The 17,013-nt window shown below is 38.4% G+C and carries 13 protein-coding genes and 1 pseudogene; 1 reads left to right on the top strand and 13 read right to left on the bottom strand.

Going from position 1 to position 17,013, the window contains the following annotated elements; all coding sequences use genetic code 11:
- Positions 1-275 precede the first annotated feature (275 nt).
- The 4 genes from JFU01_RS05655 to aroE all read right to left on the bottom strand — a co-directional run bounded on the left by JFU01_RS05655 (position 276) and on the right by aroE (position 4,601).
- Positions 276-1,634: a CitMHS family transporter gene (locus tag JFU01_RS05655; RefSeq protein ID WP_198434198.1), complete on the bottom strand. Its 1,359-nt coding sequence runs from the start codon at positions 1,632-1,634 to the stop codon at positions 276-278.
- A 61-nt stretch (positions 1,635-1,695) separates the two neighbouring features.
- Complete coding sequence (gene aroD, locus JFU01_RS05650) at positions 1,696-2,454, bottom strand: type I 3-dehydroquinate dehydratase (RefSeq protein ID WP_195856180.1); 759 nt, start codon at positions 2,452-2,454, stop codon at positions 1,696-1,698.
- A 14-nt stretch (positions 2,455-2,468) separates the two neighbouring features.
- Complete coding sequence (locus tag JFU01_RS05645; RefSeq protein WP_195856179.1) at positions 2,469-3,686, bottom strand: MFS transporter; 1,218 nt, start codon at positions 3,684-3,686, stop codon at positions 2,469-2,471.
- Between the two features lie 33 nt (positions 3,687-3,719).
- Positions 3,720-4,601: a shikimate dehydrogenase gene (aroE, locus tag JFU01_RS05640; RefSeq protein ID WP_195856178.1), complete on the bottom strand. Its 882-nt coding sequence runs from the start codon at positions 4,599-4,601 to the stop codon at positions 3,720-3,722.
- 269 nt (positions 4,602-4,870) lie between these two features.
- On the opposite strand from aroE, the gene JFU01_RS05635 reads away from it, so the two are divergent.
- Entirely contained in the window at positions 4,871-5,764 is an 894-nt protein-coding gene (locus tag JFU01_RS05635; protein ID WP_195856177.1) for a LysR family transcriptional regulator, read from the top strand.
- A 75-nt stretch (positions 5,765-5,839) separates the two neighbouring features.
- Here JFU01_RS05635 and JFU01_RS05630 read toward each other — a convergent pair whose 3' ends face one another.
- From JFU01_RS05630 to JFU01_RS05590, 9 genes and pseudogenes are all read right to left on the bottom strand, one after another.
- Entirely contained in the window at positions 5,840-7,636 is a 1,797-nt protein-coding gene (locus JFU01_RS05630; RefSeq protein WP_195856176.1) for an FAD-dependent oxidoreductase, read from the bottom strand.
- A 276-nt stretch (positions 7,637-7,912) separates the two neighbouring features.
- Positions 7,913-8,920, bottom strand: coding sequence for an NAD(P)-dependent oxidoreductase (locus JFU01_RS05625; protein WP_195856175.1), 1,008 nt, complete (start codon positions 8,918-8,920; stop codon positions 7,913-7,915).
- Between the two features lie 57 nt (positions 8,921-8,977).
- Positions 8,978-10,045 carry an AEC family transporter gene (locus tag JFU01_RS05620; protein WP_195856174.1) on the bottom strand — a complete coding sequence of 356 codons (1,068 nt, stop codon included), beginning with the start codon at positions 10,043-10,045 and terminating at the stop codon, positions 8,978-8,980.
- 135 nt (positions 10,046-10,180) lie between these two features.
- On the bottom strand, positions 10,181-10,918 hold the full coding sequence (locus tag JFU01_RS05615) for a response regulator (RefSeq protein WP_195856173.1): 738 nt from the start codon (positions 10,916-10,918) through the stop codon (positions 10,181-10,183).
- A gap of 3 nt (positions 10,919-10,921) precedes the next feature.
- Positions 10,922-12,358, bottom strand: coding sequence for a Spo0B domain-containing protein (locus JFU01_RS05610; protein ID WP_195856172.1), 1,437 nt, complete (start codon positions 12,356-12,358; stop codon positions 10,922-10,924).
- Between the two features lie 255 nt (positions 12,359-12,613).
- Entirely contained in the window at positions 12,614-13,477 is an 864-nt protein-coding gene (locus tag JFU01_RS05605) for a MurR/RpiR family transcriptional regulator (protein WP_195856171.1), read from the bottom strand.
- A 53-nt stretch (positions 13,478-13,530) separates the two neighbouring features.
- Positions 13,531-14,955, bottom strand: a pseudogene (locus JFU01_RS05600) (PTS transporter subunit EIIC); the annotation flags it as partial.
- Complete coding sequence (gene murQ / locus JFU01_RS05595; RefSeq protein WP_195856169.1) at positions 14,952-15,869, bottom strand: N-acetylmuramic acid 6-phosphate etherase; 918 nt, start codon at positions 15,867-15,869, stop codon at positions 14,952-14,954. The gene murQ and the pseudogene JFU01_RS05600, both read right to left, overlap by 4 nt.
- A gap of 4 nt (positions 15,870-15,873) precedes the next feature.
- Positions 15,874-16,938, bottom strand: a complete 1,065-nt coding sequence (locus JFU01_RS05590) for a MupG family TIM beta-alpha barrel fold protein (RefSeq protein WP_195856168.1) — start codon at positions 16,936-16,938, stop codon at positions 15,874-15,876.
- Positions 16,939-17,013 lie beyond the last annotated feature (75 nt).

Here is a 17,013-nt window from a genome sequence, read left to right as displayed (position 1 = left end):
TATAAACTAGGTATTTATTTTATGTTTTTAATATAAATTATAAATAAAGTCAGAGAGTTGTTATACAATATTAATACCAGTATTTTTGTAAGTCATTCACTGGAATTTATCTATTATTTTTATTGGATTCAATCAATAGTTTCTCTCCTTTCTTTGCTAGATATAACACAATCCAAAAAACACTAAATAATTTTTATACACTATTAGTGTCATTTATTACACTTTCAAATTAAAACCGATAAGCACCGTTTCACTCAGTACTTATCGATTTCCTTTTATACTGGTAAACTGCCAGTTAAAATGTAGATAATGCAGAAAATAGCAAAAATTGGCCAGAGATATTTAATATAGCGTTTTTGATATTCAAAGAAAGTTTGTTGGGTTTGGGCAGTTAATATATAGAGAGCAGGAATAATTGGAGAAATCATACCAAAAGCCTGTGGAATCATGGAAGCTACCCCAGTTTGTAAAGGAGTTACTCCAAACTGTTCCATAACATTAACCATGACGCTTGAAATACCGAAATAATAGGCTTCTTGTGGAAGGAAGACTAAGCCCGGAATAGTTATTAAAGTATAGACTAAAGCCATATGTTGTCCTAAGAACCTTGGAATTGCCTTAACCACGCCAAAGGCTAGGGCTTGGGACATCCCAGAGCCATAGAGAATCCCACTAAAGGCCCCAGCACCCAAAGTTGCCATCGGCGGTGCAATAGCACTAGCCACGTATTCACGGGTTCGGTCCATAACAATTGTAGAATCCCCAAAGTTAATCGTGGCTCCTATAATACTGCCTAAGAGGAATAGAACTGAACCATGCCCGTAACCTAAGATAAGCAAACCGATAATAGTAAAGGTTAATAGTAAATTCACCCAATACAAGTGCGGCCGTTTATATTCCACTCGCCGATTACGGATGGAGGCAAGCATTTTTTCTTTTTGCTCTTCATCTAATTCTGCTTCTTTATCAAAATTGAGACGTTGACGCTCCTTATACCCAAAATAGAAAGCTAAGCATATAGTATACAATATACCTCCTGCCATTCCTGGAAATAGGGCAAAGGAAAGATCCATTAATTCAATATTCAAAGCCGATGAGATGACCGCCGCTGGTCCGCCCCATGGCAGCATATTTAAAATAGTATTAGGACCAATAATCAATAATGCCAATATAGGTAAGCGCATTTCCATTTGTTTATATAAGTCAACAAAAGCAGCGAGTAGAATAATTACTGCAGTTGTCGTGTCTCCGGTTGACGAAACTGCAATTGATGAACAAACAGTTAATATAGTTACACGTAGAGGATCGCCACGCATTTCTTTAATAAAGAATTCAATGATAGGATCAAAGAGTCCCACATCCAGCATCATATTAAAGTAGAAGATAGCAAATAATATCAGAAAGACTGCTGGAGCGACACCAGATATAATTTCTCCACTGACTTCATCAATACTGTAAAAGATTCCTTCATAGATCCACTTAAAAACCGCATCTAATCCACTATTAGTGAACAAAGCAATCCCTACTCCGAATACTAATGGAATGATCAATAGTGACCCCACGACAGTTAATTTTTGACTTAGTAAGAAATAAACAAAGGTACAAATCATTAATAAGGCAATAATGGCTAACATAATTCTTCCTCCTTCCCCAAAAAGCCGCTCTCTTAAAGAAAGCGGCTTTTACTCGCATCGATTATTCCGCATTTAAAGTCAATAAATTAAGAACATTATGCAGGTCTTCTACAGGTGCTTGACCTGGTGCGGAAACTTGACCCAGGGCACCAAAACTCGCTTGGGAGCCAAAGAGTTCTCCAGCTAAACGACTTACCATACCTAATTGCCCCATAGACATAGTAATTAAAGGTGTTTCGGAAACCTGAGAACGTTCAAAAGTTGCATTAAGCAAGGTCACTACATCACTTTTATCATTAGGCATAACAGCAATTTTTGCGATATCAGCACCCTTTTCTTCCATCAAGGTTAAGCGCTTAATAATGGTAGCTTTTTCAGGTGTCTTATCAAAATCGTGATTACTTAAAATTACTTTGATATTTTTTTGATGAGCTTGTTCGATCAGTGTAGTAACCATATCATCAGGCATCATCATTTCGATATCTAGTAACTCGAAGTCAGCATCGTCAATAAGGGATTGATAAAGTTTTTTGTAACCCTCATCTCCTAATTGACAAACGCCACCCTCATGATGAGTACGGAAAGTAATTAAAAGTGGTTTTGAACAAACTTCTTTTAATTTATGGCTTAAGGATGCCACAGCACCTTCTTTTAAGACATCATCAAAATGGTCAATCCGCCATTCAATTAAATCACAGGGCTCTTGGTTGATTTTTGAGAAAGTATCGATGATTTCTTGCTCACTTTTACCTACCACTGGAATAATAATCTTAGGACGACCCTTTCCAATAACTACGTCCTTAACAACTACTTCTTTCATAATTGCTCCTTCTTTTATTCTGGTACTTCACTAGTATCAACAACTTGATAGTAACGGATAAAGATAATCACGCCGATAACGAAACCAATAGCAGCGATAATCACTTCAAATAACATCACAGCGCTAATGTCATAGTTCTCAATTAACCAAGGAGTGATATTAGGGATGAGCCATGAAGCAACACTACCAAAGGTGTAGAAGATACTGGTAACGGTACCTTTTCCTTGAGGGAACATTTCTCCCATAACCGTTAAACCTAACTGCATGACACCACCAGCAGCAAAGAAACCAATCAAGGCTGCCCCTACTTTAAGAATAGTAGGTGTTGGATATAGCCACATTAAGACTGCAGCAACTAGAGACATAAAGGTGTATCCCATAACAAGTTTTACCGAACGAATTCTTGTCGCGATAACAGCTGTCACAAAGACACAAAGTAAAGAACCAACGGAATAGTAAGACATTAAAGCATTAGCCTCATTCATTGATAAGCCTGCTGCGAGTTGTCCATAAGTATTTAATGATTGCGAAATTAAATAAAAGGTTGCTTGGGAAATGAACCCGTAAACTACAAAGGCAATCCCTTCGATATACCATTTAGGTTTTGATTTGAACTTAACGGCAGACACAAAGTCATCGCCACCAGTTTCTTCTGCCTGTTCTTTAGCGTCTTCATCAGGGAATGGCATTCTCCACATGGTTAACATGTTAATCCCTAAAACAGCTACGGCAATAATAAATGACCAACCGAACCATAGTGAGTTATTGGTTAAGAAACCGATAATCAATGGTAAGAGGAATTGTCCAATTTGCACAAAGGCTTTAATCAAGACGTTTGCAGTACCAGCATTTTCAGGGAATGACTCCATTAAAGCTGGGTAAGTTCCTGAATCTAAAAATGAGTTCGATAAACCTGCAATCAAGGCGAAAACAGAGGCCATCGCTACGCTATGGCTATAAATAAGTCCTAAGAAATAGGCCATGTAGGTTGCCATTCCTAAATAAACAAAAGGTTTACGACCAAATCTATCTGAGAGTGGACCAGAAATTACAATTGCAATTAAACGACCAATACCTAACCACCCAATAACCGAACCGATACCCGCTAAGTCAGTACCCCACTGCTCCATGAGCATGTTCTGATTCTGGGAAATGATGATTACCCCCATACCGTGGATTATATAGTTAATATATAATCCTAAGGCTGTGGGTAAGTAACGATTATTTCTCATTTTACTTCCTCACTTTCTTCATTAAAGTTGCATTTAATTATCCTTAAATAGTAATTCATGAATGTATTCAACAGGCATATCTTCACCGCAGAAGTGTTTGAAAGCTACTGCTCCTTGATAAAGCATCATACCTAAACCATTAATTGCTTTTTTAACACCATGTTCCTTAGCAAATTTTAATAATTCAGTTTCCGCCGGAGAATAGACTGTATCAAAAACAACTAAATCTTCACGTAAGAAACTAGGATCAGTAATAACGGATTCATTTTCAAGTGGATGCATCCCTACGCCACTGGCATCAATATAGATACTACTTTTATCCATGGCTTCTTTAAGGGCTTCGCGATTTTCTAAGTATTCTACAGTGGCTTTGCAGTCTGTTCTTTGATTGATACGTTCAGCCACACTCACTGCATTAGGATAGAATTCATCATCTTGGTTAAAGATATGTAATTCCTTAATACCATCTAAAGCACCTTGCACCGCAATGGCCGTCCCAGCTCCCCCACAACCTACTAAGGTTACAGTAGCGCCTTTGACTTCAACGTCTTCTTCAGCCAATGCCCTCATGGCTCCGACACCATCTGTGTTATAGCCAACTAAGTGCCCTTTACCATCTTTATTGGTTACTGTATTGACAGCACCGATTAACTCAGCACTTTCATCAAGTTCATCTAATAGAGGAATAACTTTTTGTTTATTAGGCATAGAAATATTTGAACCGCGGATACCTAGGGCCCGGATGCCTTGGATAGCATCAGCTAGCTCATCATTCCCCACTTCAAAAGCAAGATAAGCATAAGGAAGGTTTAACTTAGCAAAGGCTTCGTTATGCATCGTTGGTGATTTACTATGTCTAATAGGTGTGGCCAGTAAGGAAACTAATAAGGTATGTCCGTCTAAACGTTCTGTCATTCGTAAAACCTCTTTCTCTATCAAATTCAAATTTTCTTTCTATACAAATTATAGTTTTCACATTCACAAATAACAAATTGATAATTAGCATCTAATCTATAGATTTTTTGAATGGATAATGGTAAATTATACTTATCCACCAATAAAAGCGAAATTATGTTATCTAAGTATTGTAATCGCTTAATTAAGTGTGTAAACAAATATAACGCTAATAATCATAAATAACTAAAAATAAAGTGAATTTACGCACAATAAGAAGAGGGATAGTTATGAATCTGTATCACTTAAAATACTTTGTCACATTGGCTAAGTATGAACACTACACTCTAGCTGCCAAAGACTTACGTATTACTCAGCCCACACTTAGTAATGCTATTAAGTCTTTAGAGACAGAATTGGGCATCCAATTATTTGAGAAAGACGGGCGTAACGTCAAAATAACCCGAGTTGGTAATAACTTTCTTCGAAATGTGACGGAATCATTAGCTATTCTTGATCTTGGTATCACTAACGCAGAAAAGGAAGGACATGGCGAAGGTCTAATTCGTTTAAATTTACTAAGAGTCCTCAGTAGTTTAGTCCCCAGTCTAGCCAGACAATTTATTGATCAAAACCCAGAAAAAAATATCAGTTTTGAATTTAGTAACGCACACGGCCTAAGTGGGGAAATGATTAAAAGTGTTCAAAATAAAAAAACTGATTTGGCATTTTGTACTAAAATTGACGTTAATGATCCTAGTCTTAGCTTCATTAAAGTTGCTGAGGAAAGCATTGTTCTTATTACTCCTAAAAACCACCCCTTAGCATCAAAGGAAGAAGTCGATATCTTTGAGACCCTAGCCTATCCCCAAGTGTGGTTTTCTAAAAGAGCCGGCATGCGAACGATCATTGATAAGATTACTCATGATTTAAATATTAAGGATAGTATTGGTATTGCTTTGGAAGTTGATGAAGACGAAACAGTCGCCGGACTTGTTTCTGAAGGCTTTGGTATTGCCTATATTGCAAATAATAAAGTCCTCAACAACTATCCCTTAGCCATCCTTCCTATAAAAGATTTCAATTATAAACGTTCCTATTACATGGTCTATCGTAACGATATCTACCATGCCCCTGTTGTTGAGGACTTTATCTCATTTATTAAAGAAGTTTCCTTTAGATAAACCAAAAAGGACTACTAAGAAAATCAGACCCCTTCATTACTGAAGAGGCCTGTATACTTAATAGTTCTTTTTAAATTATTTCACCACAGCTTCAGCGGCTAATTTCCCTGAAGTCAAGGCCCAGGCATTATTAGCGCCTGACGGGGAGTCGGTTCCCATGACTCCACCAACAACTTCACCCGCTGCATAGAGTCCAGGAATGACTTTTCCAGCTCTATTCTTAACTTGAAGCTGATCATTTACCACGAGACCGCCCATCGTTGTCGCAAAGCGTGGTTTTTGTTCAACGAGATAGTAAGGTCCTTCCTCGGAAATCTTTTCTTCTAAGAATTGCTCTTCCCGCCCTAACGGATCTTCTTTCGTTTCAACAGCTTGGTTATAGTTTTTTACTGTTTCAACTAAATTATTTTCGGGGAAACCTAGCTTATCTTCTAATTCAGATAGACTATCTCTTTTTACAAAGAGCGGTGCCATCTCGCCATCTTGATCTATCCATTGATCGATATCACTCTTAGAAATACCGCCTTCAGATACGCCATCTTGGAAAATAGCAAAGCGTTCTTTATCGAGCAATAGATAGAGAACTTTATTTTCTTCTTGCATGAGAGCATTTAAGACTTCATGGTTAGAAGCTCTTTCGTTGATCACCCGTTTTCCTTGATCATTAACCAAAATACCATTGATTTTTAAGACTGGGATATTTCCGCCGATAGTCGACTTGGCCCGTCCTGGTGAAACTTCGATACCATTCGGATAAATTTTTCCATAATGCATCATTCTTGTTCCCGCTTCGACCGGTTCAGTGAGTTTAATCGCATCTCCAGTAGAAGAGGCTGGTCCATAATAGAGAACATCTTTCAATTCATCAGAAAGAAGTTCTTTGTTATTGCCATACCCTCCGCTAGCTAAAATCACATGTTTAGCATGAATCGTATAGGTTGTACCATCTTCAGCAACCGCTTGAACTCCAACAACTTGCGGTATAACATCAGCGGACCCGCCACTTACTGAAGCAGAAGACACACTATCAGCTTGATCGAGAAGGAGTTTCTGTACTCGAGTTTCCTTGAGAACTAATACATCACTATCTTCCAAAGCTTTCCGAGCAGTAGCTGCAAAGCCGTGACCCCCATCTTTATAGGCCAATTCACGGTCATAGGAATACTCAGGTAAATTATGTAAACCTTCTTCTGTATCGTATTGTATCCCGATATCTTGGTTCAACCAGTCAGTCGTTTTCCCAACATTGTTAGCCAAAAGTTCAATCAGCTCATCGACATTTTCATAGTTACCATTGGCTTTAAAATCTTCAACCATGGATTCAGCACTATCATTAGCAACACCTAAGTCTTGCTGTAGTTGTGAGCCGAAGACGACTTGATTACCTCCACTAATTGAGATAGCCCCACCAACGAAACTTTGTTTTTCCACTAAGATAACATCGCGCCCTAATTGTGAGGCTCTAAGTGCAGCACTAATCCCGGCTGCACCGCCGCCAACAACTACTAAGTCAGCGTCTTTTTCAATACTTTTAGTTGATTTCTCAATAACCGGCTTAGGACGATTTTTAAGTGTTTCTACAGCTTGGTCTCCGGCTGCTTCTTTAACCGCTTCAGAAACCCCATCGATAATTCCTAGACTTGAAATCGTAGCTCCTGAAACAGTATCAACATTTAAAGTTTGAAAGTCGACAATTTGTTGAGGAATGATTTCAAACACTTTATCAGATAAGCCTTCTGACTCTGAAGATTGATCAATATCAATGGACTTAATGGCTGAATCTGAAAAAGTCACCACCATATCTAAAGCACTGTTGTGACCCTTAGCCTTTGTTTTATATTCCCCTGGAGTAAATTGGATGTTTTCTCCCATTGTTTTTGCTCCTCTCACAAATTACATATTTCACATTGTCAATTCTATTATACATGGTGAATTGATTAAAAATAAGAATGAATGCGCTTTTATTCATTGATATTTATTATATATTGGTTGGGAGATTTCTATTGATTATCAGAATAGGTAAAATACGAAATATTAAAAGTTATATCAACTATGCTTTTTCAATACAGAAATAATCATAAAAAGAGACCGCGATAACTTATATTGAAGTAATCTTGGTCCCTATATTTTAATAATTATTCTTTATGTCTACTCCACCAAATTAGCAACTTTCCCGGTGGTAAGGTATTCTTCAAAGTTATCCATAGAATATTCCACCATATTTTTCACAGCTTCATCGGTATTAGAGCCAACATGCGGAGTCAACAAGACTCTTGGATACAACTTAATCAGTTCTTGGACAGTTTCATCAGGAACATCTTCTAAACGATCAAAGTTGTGGAAGAAAATTGGCCCTTCATGAGGTAAAACGTCAGCTGCAAAACCATACAATTTATCCGCCTTGAGAGCATCAATAATGGCTTGGTTATCTTGGAGTTCCCCACGGGCAGTATTAACCAAGATAGCGTCATCTTTCATGGTTTCAATGAAATGACTATTAATCATCTGATCATTTTCGCCTTCAATATAGGCGGAGTGAATACTTACGATATCCGCTTCTTTCAACAAGTCATCTTGGCTATCCTTAAATTCAACCACTTCTTTAGCAGCATCGGATTGGTAGATGTCATAACCAATTACCTTAGCCCCCAAACCTTGGAAAAGTTTGGCTTCGGTTAAACCAATCCGCCCACAACCAATAATTCCTACGGTACAATTTCTTACTTCGCGGCTAAACATGCGCGGTTTAACCCGGAAATCAAATTCTTTGGCTGTCGCTTCGGTAGTATAAGGAACGTTGCGCAATAAGCTCATGGCCAAAGTTACTGATAATTCGGCAATAGCATTAGGAGAATAACCAGGCACTCTAGCCACAACTTGACCTAGATCGCGGATAGCCTCCATATCAATATGGTTAATCCCCACAGTCCGAGTGAAGACTAAGTCAATGCCCCAGGATTTAAGCAGTTCTAAATTTCTCCGATTAGCCACACAGTTCCCTCTTAATAGGACAGCGTCATGGCCTTTAGCAGTTTCGATATTGTCTTCTGTCAGTAAGTCTTCAATTAAGGTCAGGTCATAATTATATTTATTATATTGCTTAAAAATATCCACTTCGTTCGACCGTACCCCGTAGCAAGCAACTTTAAAAGTCATTACAATCTCTCCTTTTTCTATTTTCTTATAGTTTTTGCATTTTTAACAACTAACGCTCTAAATCACGCCACTAGTTTTCAAAACTTCAATAACCACTAACCAAATTGGAATCGCCAAGGTAGCGGTCAATGTTGTAACAAAAGAAGCGTTGGAGGCTAGCTTACTTTCACGTCCAAAGCCTATGGCGTAGGAAACTGCAACACTAGCCGGTGGGGTTGCCATCATGACAACTGTGGTCCCAATAGCAGCGTAGTCCATTGGTAAGGTATTTGTAACGGTAAATAAAACCCCACAAACCAAGGTAATTAAAGGCACAATCAACATTTTATTAAAGGCGTAGTACCACACCTTGTTATCCTTAACCGCTTCGGCAAGCTCACTTTCACCTAAGGTAGCCCCGATCGATAACCAGGCTAAAGGTGAAGCTAATTTAGATAAATAGTTCATCAATTGGTATAACCAAGGCAGGGTTAAGTCAAAACGGAGAATTGGGGCTTGACGCTCAACCATTTCCCCAGTTTTAGCCAGAGTTTCCACCGTGACATGAGGCAGATAAGCCTGCATAGCCCAAATCAGTAAACCCGCCAAGGTAAACAGAATGGTAGGATTGAGGAAAATACTTTTGAGGTTGCTCTTCTTAAATTGCAAGCCACTCATCAAGATATAGCAGTAAGAATATAAGAAGATCCGATAACCAATATTAAAGACATTGGCGTAAATGACCCCGTCAGCCCCATAAACCGCAGATACGATCGGAATCCCAAAGAAAGTGGTTGATCCAAAGATGGTTAACATCCGTAGAACCAGTTTCGTGTCCCCCTCATAACGAGCATAAGTGAGACGGGTGATAACAATAAAAACTAAATAAATTAATAGACCCCATACCAAGACACTCATACTTTGGTGGAGTTGTTGGACATTCAAATCTTGCATAAAGGCATTGAAGGCCATACATGGAATCGCTAACTTTAGAACTACCGTTGACAAGACTTTAGAAACATGTTGGTTAAAGACGCCACGGCGCCGGCAAATATAACCAATCAAGATAATTCCAATCGTCGAAGTAATCGCCGAAATAAACTTCATATTTGTCAGGGTAGCTATCAATATTTCACCAAAAGACATAAAAATAGCTCCTCTTTAATAAAAAATTCACAAGAACTTATCGATAAACTCTATATGTGAATTCTAGTTGACAATGAGGAGCTAGAAAATATTATTTAATTAAATGAAAGTTATTTAAGTAATTTAAGAGCTTTTTCACAAACTTCTATCCAAGGGGTGAACTTGCTGGTAATGAATGGTAGGCCGCCCGGTTGTTCCATAGTACTGGAAGGTCTTCAGATAGCCTTTCTTAACCAGATAGTGGATATATTTACGCACGGTCACATGGGATAATTGCGTTTTTTTAGTGATTTGAGGAATGGTAAAGGATTCACAATTCTGGCTTTCAATGGCTGCGGCAATGATTTCCATAGTAGAAAAGGTAAGGCCCTTTTCGATACTGTCACTCATTTCCATATTAGCGGAGTCCGCTAAACGACTGTCAGTGCCTAGGTCATCCGGATAACCATATAATTGGTCCAAGGTATCTTGGTCAATCTCCTCCTCTTGATTTAATAATTCTCTTTCCTTTTTAAAACGGAGTAAACTACTTTCTAAGCGTTCAAAGGTAAAGGGTTTGAGAATATAGTCCTGTACCCCTAAATTTAAACCCTTTTGAATAGCTGACTTAGCATTTTGAGCAGTTAGCATAATCACCCCGGGGTGGTCAGGACAGGTGACTAAATATTCCACTAGTTGCAAGCCAGGACATTGCGACTCGCCCAAATAATCGTCAATTAAGAGCAAATCGAAGTGTTCTTTTTCTAATAAATCAAGGGCCCCTTCATAGGTTTCCGTGATTCCAGTCACTTGAAAATCATCCAGCTTTTCCACATATTGTTGATTAATCGCCTGCACCATGCGGTCGTCTTCAACAAGCATTACCTTATACATCACTTAACCTCCATAGTTCACTTGATAAGTTAAAACATAATACTTTCCATTGTTACTGATCTCTACCTGCTTTAGATCCGCTGTTATTTGTTCTAAGTTTTGCCCCACTTCAAGGTAAGAGCCCTGATCAGGATAAACATAGAAAGCCGTCACAAGCTGGTCATTTTCATAGGCTAATTCAATTTCAATGGTCACTTGGGATTCGAGTGCATTCAATCGGGCTTCTAGCGCATTAGCAATCTTCAGCCACTCATTATTTTGATTGAAATTTTGCGCTTCCGGAATCTCATTCTTCACCGTAATCCGCCGGTACATGGCATAATGATTAGCCCCTAGGAGTAAATAACCTGCAATGGTGGGATTGTTAATCAATAACTGCACATTCTGATTGAAGTGACTCTTATCACTAATTAAATCTTTTAAATAGGTCTTTAATTCCTGATATTCACCGAGATCACTCAAACCATAAATAACATGGACCTTATTAAGAAAATCGTGGTTCTGCTTGACTAATTGCTTGGCAAAATAGTGGGAATTCTCCAATTGGTTAACTAAATCAATCACTTCTAAGGCATTACGCAAAATAAAGAGATAGCCACGCTTTTCCTGGTTGACAATAATTGGCGCCACCGAAGCGACATATTCATCCTGGTTAACCGACTTAATCAAAGACATAAAAGCCTTGTTCTTTACTTTTAAATCGGGAAAAATCGTAGAATAGTCTTGATTGAGATAGTTACCAATATAGCTAATCGCACTATTATTCTCAAAACGGATTTTTCCCTTTGGATCGGTGATTAGGATAGCCATATCGGTATAATTAAACATGGCATTGCGCTCTTCCACTACCTGGGCGATTTCTTCAGGTTCCATTCCCAACATGCGGTTCTTTAAGGAATAGGCTAGCCAGACAGCCATGGCCCCCGCTACCAGGAATGCCACCAGGACGGATAGCCTTAAAGACTGGGTCGCCTGATCAAATAAAAGATTTAACTTGGGCAACATGATCCCTAAAGCCACTGCCCCTACCACTTGGTTATCACTATTGTAAATAGGCACAAAGGCACGCATGGACCGCCCCATTGGCCCTTGCCCCGCTCGAGTATAGGATTTGCCATTGAGAGCATCGTACTGGTCTTGTTCACCCTGGAAAGGGCTCCCAATTAATTGATGGTTAGGATGGGTTAGCCGAGTACTATCCTTAGTCATAATAACTACATAATCCAAACCAAAACGAGCTTCTTCAGCAGAAGCGTAATCGATGATCTGCTGGGAAAAATGCGTGTCTTCAGCAGAGGACTGAACGAAGGAATCGTCCGCAATTTCATGCCCCACTTTTAACAACATGTCCGCTTGAGAGTCGACAAAGGTCTGCTTACTGGACCGGGTTAAAATAAAGAACATGATCAATAAGGTAACAATCACTAAAGTAAAGGTCATGGATAGGAGTCGAAGCAGCAGCTTATGTTTATGAAAAGTTTTTCTTAGAGAGAGCATATGAATCACCTGGCTGGGTTAATCTTTATCAGCAAAACTATATATTATAATAAAATAAAACACCATTGAATGAAATAATTTCTTAACCGCTAAAACACCAAAAAGCTATGTCAATATCTACTCCTCATACCCCTAGAGAAGTAAATATAATATTCATAGCTTTTTATTTATATGTATTATATCTAAAAATTTATTGAATCACTTCTGATGACGTATCTTCACTAGCTCCTCTACTCCATGGCGACTGTTTTCTAAACTAGTAAGAGTTTTTTCATACGTAGTCGATAAGAAATATAAGAATAAGATATCATTTAAGAATAGATGATTCAGTAAGGAGATCGTTGCTCCAGCACGCAGAGGCGCTTCACGACATTGAGCGACTAAGAGCTGGTAATCTGCTTGTTTTTGTAAGTTATTATCTGATTTTGATGTCATCACAATGACTTTGATATTTAATTCATGAGCCAGATTAGCTAATTCAATCACTTCGTGGGTTTGACCAGAATAAGAAATGGCAAGAAAAAGAGAATCTTTAAAGGCCGTTCCCATGGCTGAAGCCAATTGGTGGGAATCCTCATAATTTAATATTGTTTTTCCTACTCGAGCAAATTTCTGCACTAAATCTTCACCGACAAGATGTGAAGCCCCCAAACCATAGCAATAAATAATTGGTGCATTAATCATCAGATGAATAATTTTATCTAAAGCATCTTCATTAATTAATTGACTGGTTTCTCTAAAATTATAATAAGACTCTTGCAATAACATCGTCTTGATATTTTCTAAATTTTCCCCAGGTTTAATATCCGTTAGTCCCTCTTCAACAACTAATTGACTCTCTGAAGACAGTTTTATTTTTAACTGCGAATAGCCCTTCAGTCCAATAGACTGACAAAAGCGTACCACAGTAGAGGTACTAGTACCAGACTCTCTGGCGAGTTCATTGACATTCATTTGAATGACGTCATCAGCATGTTCAATAATATATTTTCCGACCTGAGCTTCAGATCCCGACAACTTAGTTAATTTTTCTTCAATACCTAGTAAAAAATAATTAGACATGACTATCATTCCATGATCTTATCATTTTTACTAAATAAATCAGCATTCTGCGCCTCTTTCGGCACACCAAAAAAGTAAGTCGCCACGAAGCCTCCAGCATAAGCAGCGAGTAAGCCTAAAACATAAGCCATCCATTTTCCATCAGCAATTAATGGAATCAATGCGACACCACTAGGGCCAATCGCTGTCGCACCAACACTGCCTATTCCTCCAACAACAGCACCTCCGATACCACCACCAATACATGCAGTGATAAAAGGACGTCCTAAAGGTAACGTTACGGCATAAATCAAAGGTTCACCAATACCTAAAATACCAACTGGTAAGCTCCCTTTAATAATATTTACTAATTGGCCATTACGACGACATTTAAGCCATAGGGCTAAAGCAGCTCCAACTTGACCCGCACCTGCCATCGCCAATACTGGCAAGAGCTGTGTGGATCCAGTTGCATTGATCATTTCAATATGGATTGGCGTGAGTATTTGGTGTAGTCCAAACATCACTAACGGTAAGAAGAAGGCGCCTAGGATGAAGCCACTGAAGGCACCACCAACATTAAGTACCCAATTCACAACACCTACTAAGCCAGCCGAAACCCAACCGGCTATTGGCATAATTAAAAAGATCGTTATTAAGCCCACCGTTAATAAAGAAAGAGTCGGAGTAACGATGATATCTAACGAGTCCGGTACTAGCTTACGCAATTGTTTTTCAATAATTGAAAGTAGGAATACCGCTAAAAGTACGCCAATAATCCCCCCTTGCCCTGGAGCTAAGGGTTGCCCGGTAAATATATTTTTTAAGGGATTTTCTGGAGTCATTCCAGTAAGATAAATAATACCAGCGACGATTCCCCCTAAACCCTCAGTGGCACCAAATACTCTAGCAGCATTGATACCGACATAAATATTTAAATAGGCAAAGAGACCATTTTTGATAATATTTAGTATAGTTACAGCACTACCCCAGGTTGCCGCATCTAAATTACCAGCAGTAATAAGGTTTTGAAATACAGAAGCAATCCCGCCAATAATACCAGCACCTACGAAAGCAGGAATTAAGGGCACGAAAACGCTCGCTATGGTACTAGTAAAGGATTTAAAATATGAAGGTTTATTATTTTCTTTATAAATCTTCTTATTTTGGTCAGCAATTTCTTCTGCTTGAGAACGATTACTGGTCAAATGGGGATCAAGGTTTTCATCGATACTCTCCGTATGAGAAATCCCACTTAGTTCATTCATTTTATCAGCAACCTTTTGTGAGGTGCCAGGGCCTACAACAATTTGGAGCGTATTACCGTCCTTGACTAGACCTAAGACTCCTTCCACTTCTTCCAAGGCTGACAAGTTCACTGCTTGAAAATCTTTAATATCTATCCGAATCCGTGTCATGCAATTATAGATTTTATTTGTATTTTGCTTCCCACCGATTTGTTCAAAAATATTCTTCGCTAAGTGTTCTTCTTTACTCATTTTTTCCTAGCCTCGCCTTCAATAATTTTGTATATAAAACCATCTGCTTTTTGGAGTAAATTTTGAGATTCTTCAAAAGAAACTTTTTCAGCTAACATCACGACCGCATTCTTCACGTTAAAATGACTGTCTACTAATGCCTCGTGTGCCTGCTCATAAGAAGCTTCAGTAATATTACTTATAATTCTTGTCGCTCGGTCTTCTAACTTTTCATTGGTGACATTAATATCGATCATTAAATTCTGGTAAACTTTACCAATTTGTATCATTGAAACGGTAGATAACATATTCAAAACTAGTTTTTGTGCTGTTCCCGCTTTTAATCGGGTAGAACCCGTCAGTATTTCTGGGCCGACCACAACCTCGATACGTGTCTTGGCAAAGTCAGAAATTACCGATCCCTCATTACAAGAAAGGGCAATTGTCTTAGCACCTATCCGATCGGCATACTTTAAACCACCAATAACGTAAGGTGTTCTCCCACTGGCACTAATTCCAACTACGGTATCTTGCGGTCTTAGATTAATATTCTTTAAGTTATTTTCTCCTAGCTCTTCATCATCTTCAGCGCCTTCAACGGCTTTAGTCATTGCTTGTTCACCTCCAGCAATGAGGCCTACCACCATATCTGGAGAAGTTCCAAAAGTTGGCACACATTCTGCCGCATCCAAAACTCCAAGTCGCCCACTAGTTCCAGCCCCCATGTAGATTAAGCGTCCATCATGATTAAAAGAGTCAACAATCACTTGAACGGCTTCCTCAATGTGGGGCAAAACTTGGGTTATAGCGCGTTGGACTATATTGTTTTCCTCGTTCATGATTTTTAAAACTTCCAAAACAGATAGCTTATCTAGATTGCGAGTAGCCCTATTTCTTGTTTCTGTAGTTAATTTTGCTAAGTCTTTCTTAGACATCAGCTCACCTCCATTGAATTAAATACTTTTGCTTACTGCCGATAAATTGAATTAAGGAAATATCTTCTGAAGCAATCGATCCGATCACATTGACAGAAGGGTCACTAGGTAGTTCTTTCTTTACTATTTCAAATTCACCTTCATACCTACCAGCTAAGTGATTATCGACCGTGATGCTCCCTTTGTTTCGAAAGGTTTGGTTGGAGGGGGCAATTGTCTCTGTGATTTTTCCTCTAGCATATTGGCTCCTGACTACATATTCACTAATATCTGGACGACAAATCTGAACCTCTTGAAAGTAGGGATCCTTAGCGCTTTTATAATTATCATCATAAGAGCCATGTAAGAGAATAATTCCATCTTTTATATAATAGGAAAATTGTTCTAAACTTTGGTTTGATAAATAAGGATCGCTTAGATAAACCTGGTCAACATGATATTGTTTGAGCATAGTTAAACTAGCCATAAAAGGTTTCTTCCCTCTTAACTTTTCAAGGGTAGGTAAACCCTGGTATACCGGTCCACGATAGGGTTGATCTCCAGAAACGAAGGCTTGCACCTTTAAACCATACTGATGAAATAGGTGGTTTTTTTGTATAAAGTAATCTTCACCGAGTCCGGTATAAGTACGAGGATAGTAATTATGCCAAGCAGCGATATTCTCTTTATCTGCTCCGTTGGCAATAATTTCCTTAATATCATTTTCTTCAATAGTTGAAGCATTTATCCCTAATTGAATTTTGTGACTCAATTTGGCAATGACTTCGTTAGAAAAGCCATCATCTAATCGTATGCCAGTAATTCCCCATTGAGTTAAAACTTCAACCTTGTCCAAACTGATGCCAATCTTCTCTAATGAAGCTAATGACATATCTACCATTAAACTAAGCTGTAACGTTTTACAAAGGCTAGCTAAATCTTGCAGCCGTTTGAAATACTTTTCTTGATTCTCCTCTGGAATCTGTATCGAAGTAAAAACTCCTTTAAAACCTCCCTGTTTCATGTTTCTAATATATGCTCTATCTTCATGACTTAAATCACTATTTAAATAAACAGAAAACCCAAACATCTTTTCTCCTATCTTTTAAAAACGCTTACATTTCTAATTATATGCTTATGAAAATAAATTTCAACTAGTAACGGT

Origin of the sequence: Aerococcus sp. Group 2, assembly GCF_905125285.1 — a bacterium.
Lineage (GTDB): Bacteria > Bacillota > Bacilli > Lactobacillales > Aerococcaceae > Aerococcus > Aerococcus urinae_E.
Note: the sequence above shows the minus strand (reverse complement) of the source record. Positions and strands in the feature narration are given on the sequence as shown.

What these genes read in the sequence shown, in the direction of transcription:
- JFU01_RS05610 (WP_195856172.1), bottom strand. Translation starts at nt 12,358, where the DNA reads ATGACCTTTACTTTAGTGATTGTTACCTTATTGATCATGTTCTTTATT.
- JFU01_RS05620 (WP_195856174.1), bottom strand. Translation starts at nt 10,045, where the DNA reads ATGTCTTTTGGTGAAATATTGATAGCTACCCTGACAAATATGAAGTTT.
- JFU01_RS05625 (WP_195856175.1), bottom strand. Translation starts at nt 8,920, where the DNA reads ATGACTTTTAAAGTTGCTTGCTACGGGGTACGGTCGAACGAAGTGGAT.
- JFU01_RS05615 (WP_195856173.1), bottom strand. Translation starts at nt 10,918, where the DNA reads ATGTATAAGGTAATGCTTGTTGAAGACGACCGCATGGTGCAGGCGATT.
- murQ (WP_195856169.1), bottom strand. Translation starts at nt 15,869, where the DNA reads ATGTCTAAGAAAGACTTAGCAAAATTAACTACAGAAACAAGAAATAGG.
- JFU01_RS05630 (WP_195856176.1), bottom strand. Translation starts at nt 7,636, where the DNA reads ATGGGAGAAAACATCCAATTTACTCCAGGGGAATATAAAACAAAGGCT.
- JFU01_RS05655 (WP_198434198.1), bottom strand. Translation starts at nt 1,634, where the DNA reads ATGTTAGCCATTATTGCCTTATTAATGATTTGTACCTTTGTTTATTTC.
- JFU01_RS05645 (WP_195856179.1), bottom strand. Translation starts at nt 3,686, where the DNA reads ATGAGAAATAATCGTTACTTACCCACAGCCTTAGGATTATATATTAAC.
- JFU01_RS05590 (WP_195856168.1), bottom strand. Translation starts at nt 16,938, where the DNA reads ATGTTTGGGTTTTCTGTTTATTTAAATAGTGATTTAAGTCATGAAGAT.
- JFU01_RS05605 (WP_195856171.1), bottom strand. Translation starts at nt 13,477, where the DNA reads ATGTCTAATTATTTTTTACTAGGTATTGAAGAAAAATTAACTAAGTTG.
- aroD (WP_195856180.1), bottom strand. Translation starts at nt 2,454, where the DNA reads ATGAAAGAAGTAGTTGTTAAGGACGTAGTTATTGGAAAGGGTCGTCCT.
- JFU01_RS05635 (WP_195856177.1), top strand. Translation starts at nt 4,871, where the DNA reads ATGAATCTGTATCACTTAAAATACTTTGTCACATTGGCTAAGTATGAA.
- aroE (WP_195856178.1), bottom strand. Translation starts at nt 4,601, where the DNA reads ATGACAGAACGTTTAGACGGACATACCTTATTAGTTTCCTTACTGGCC.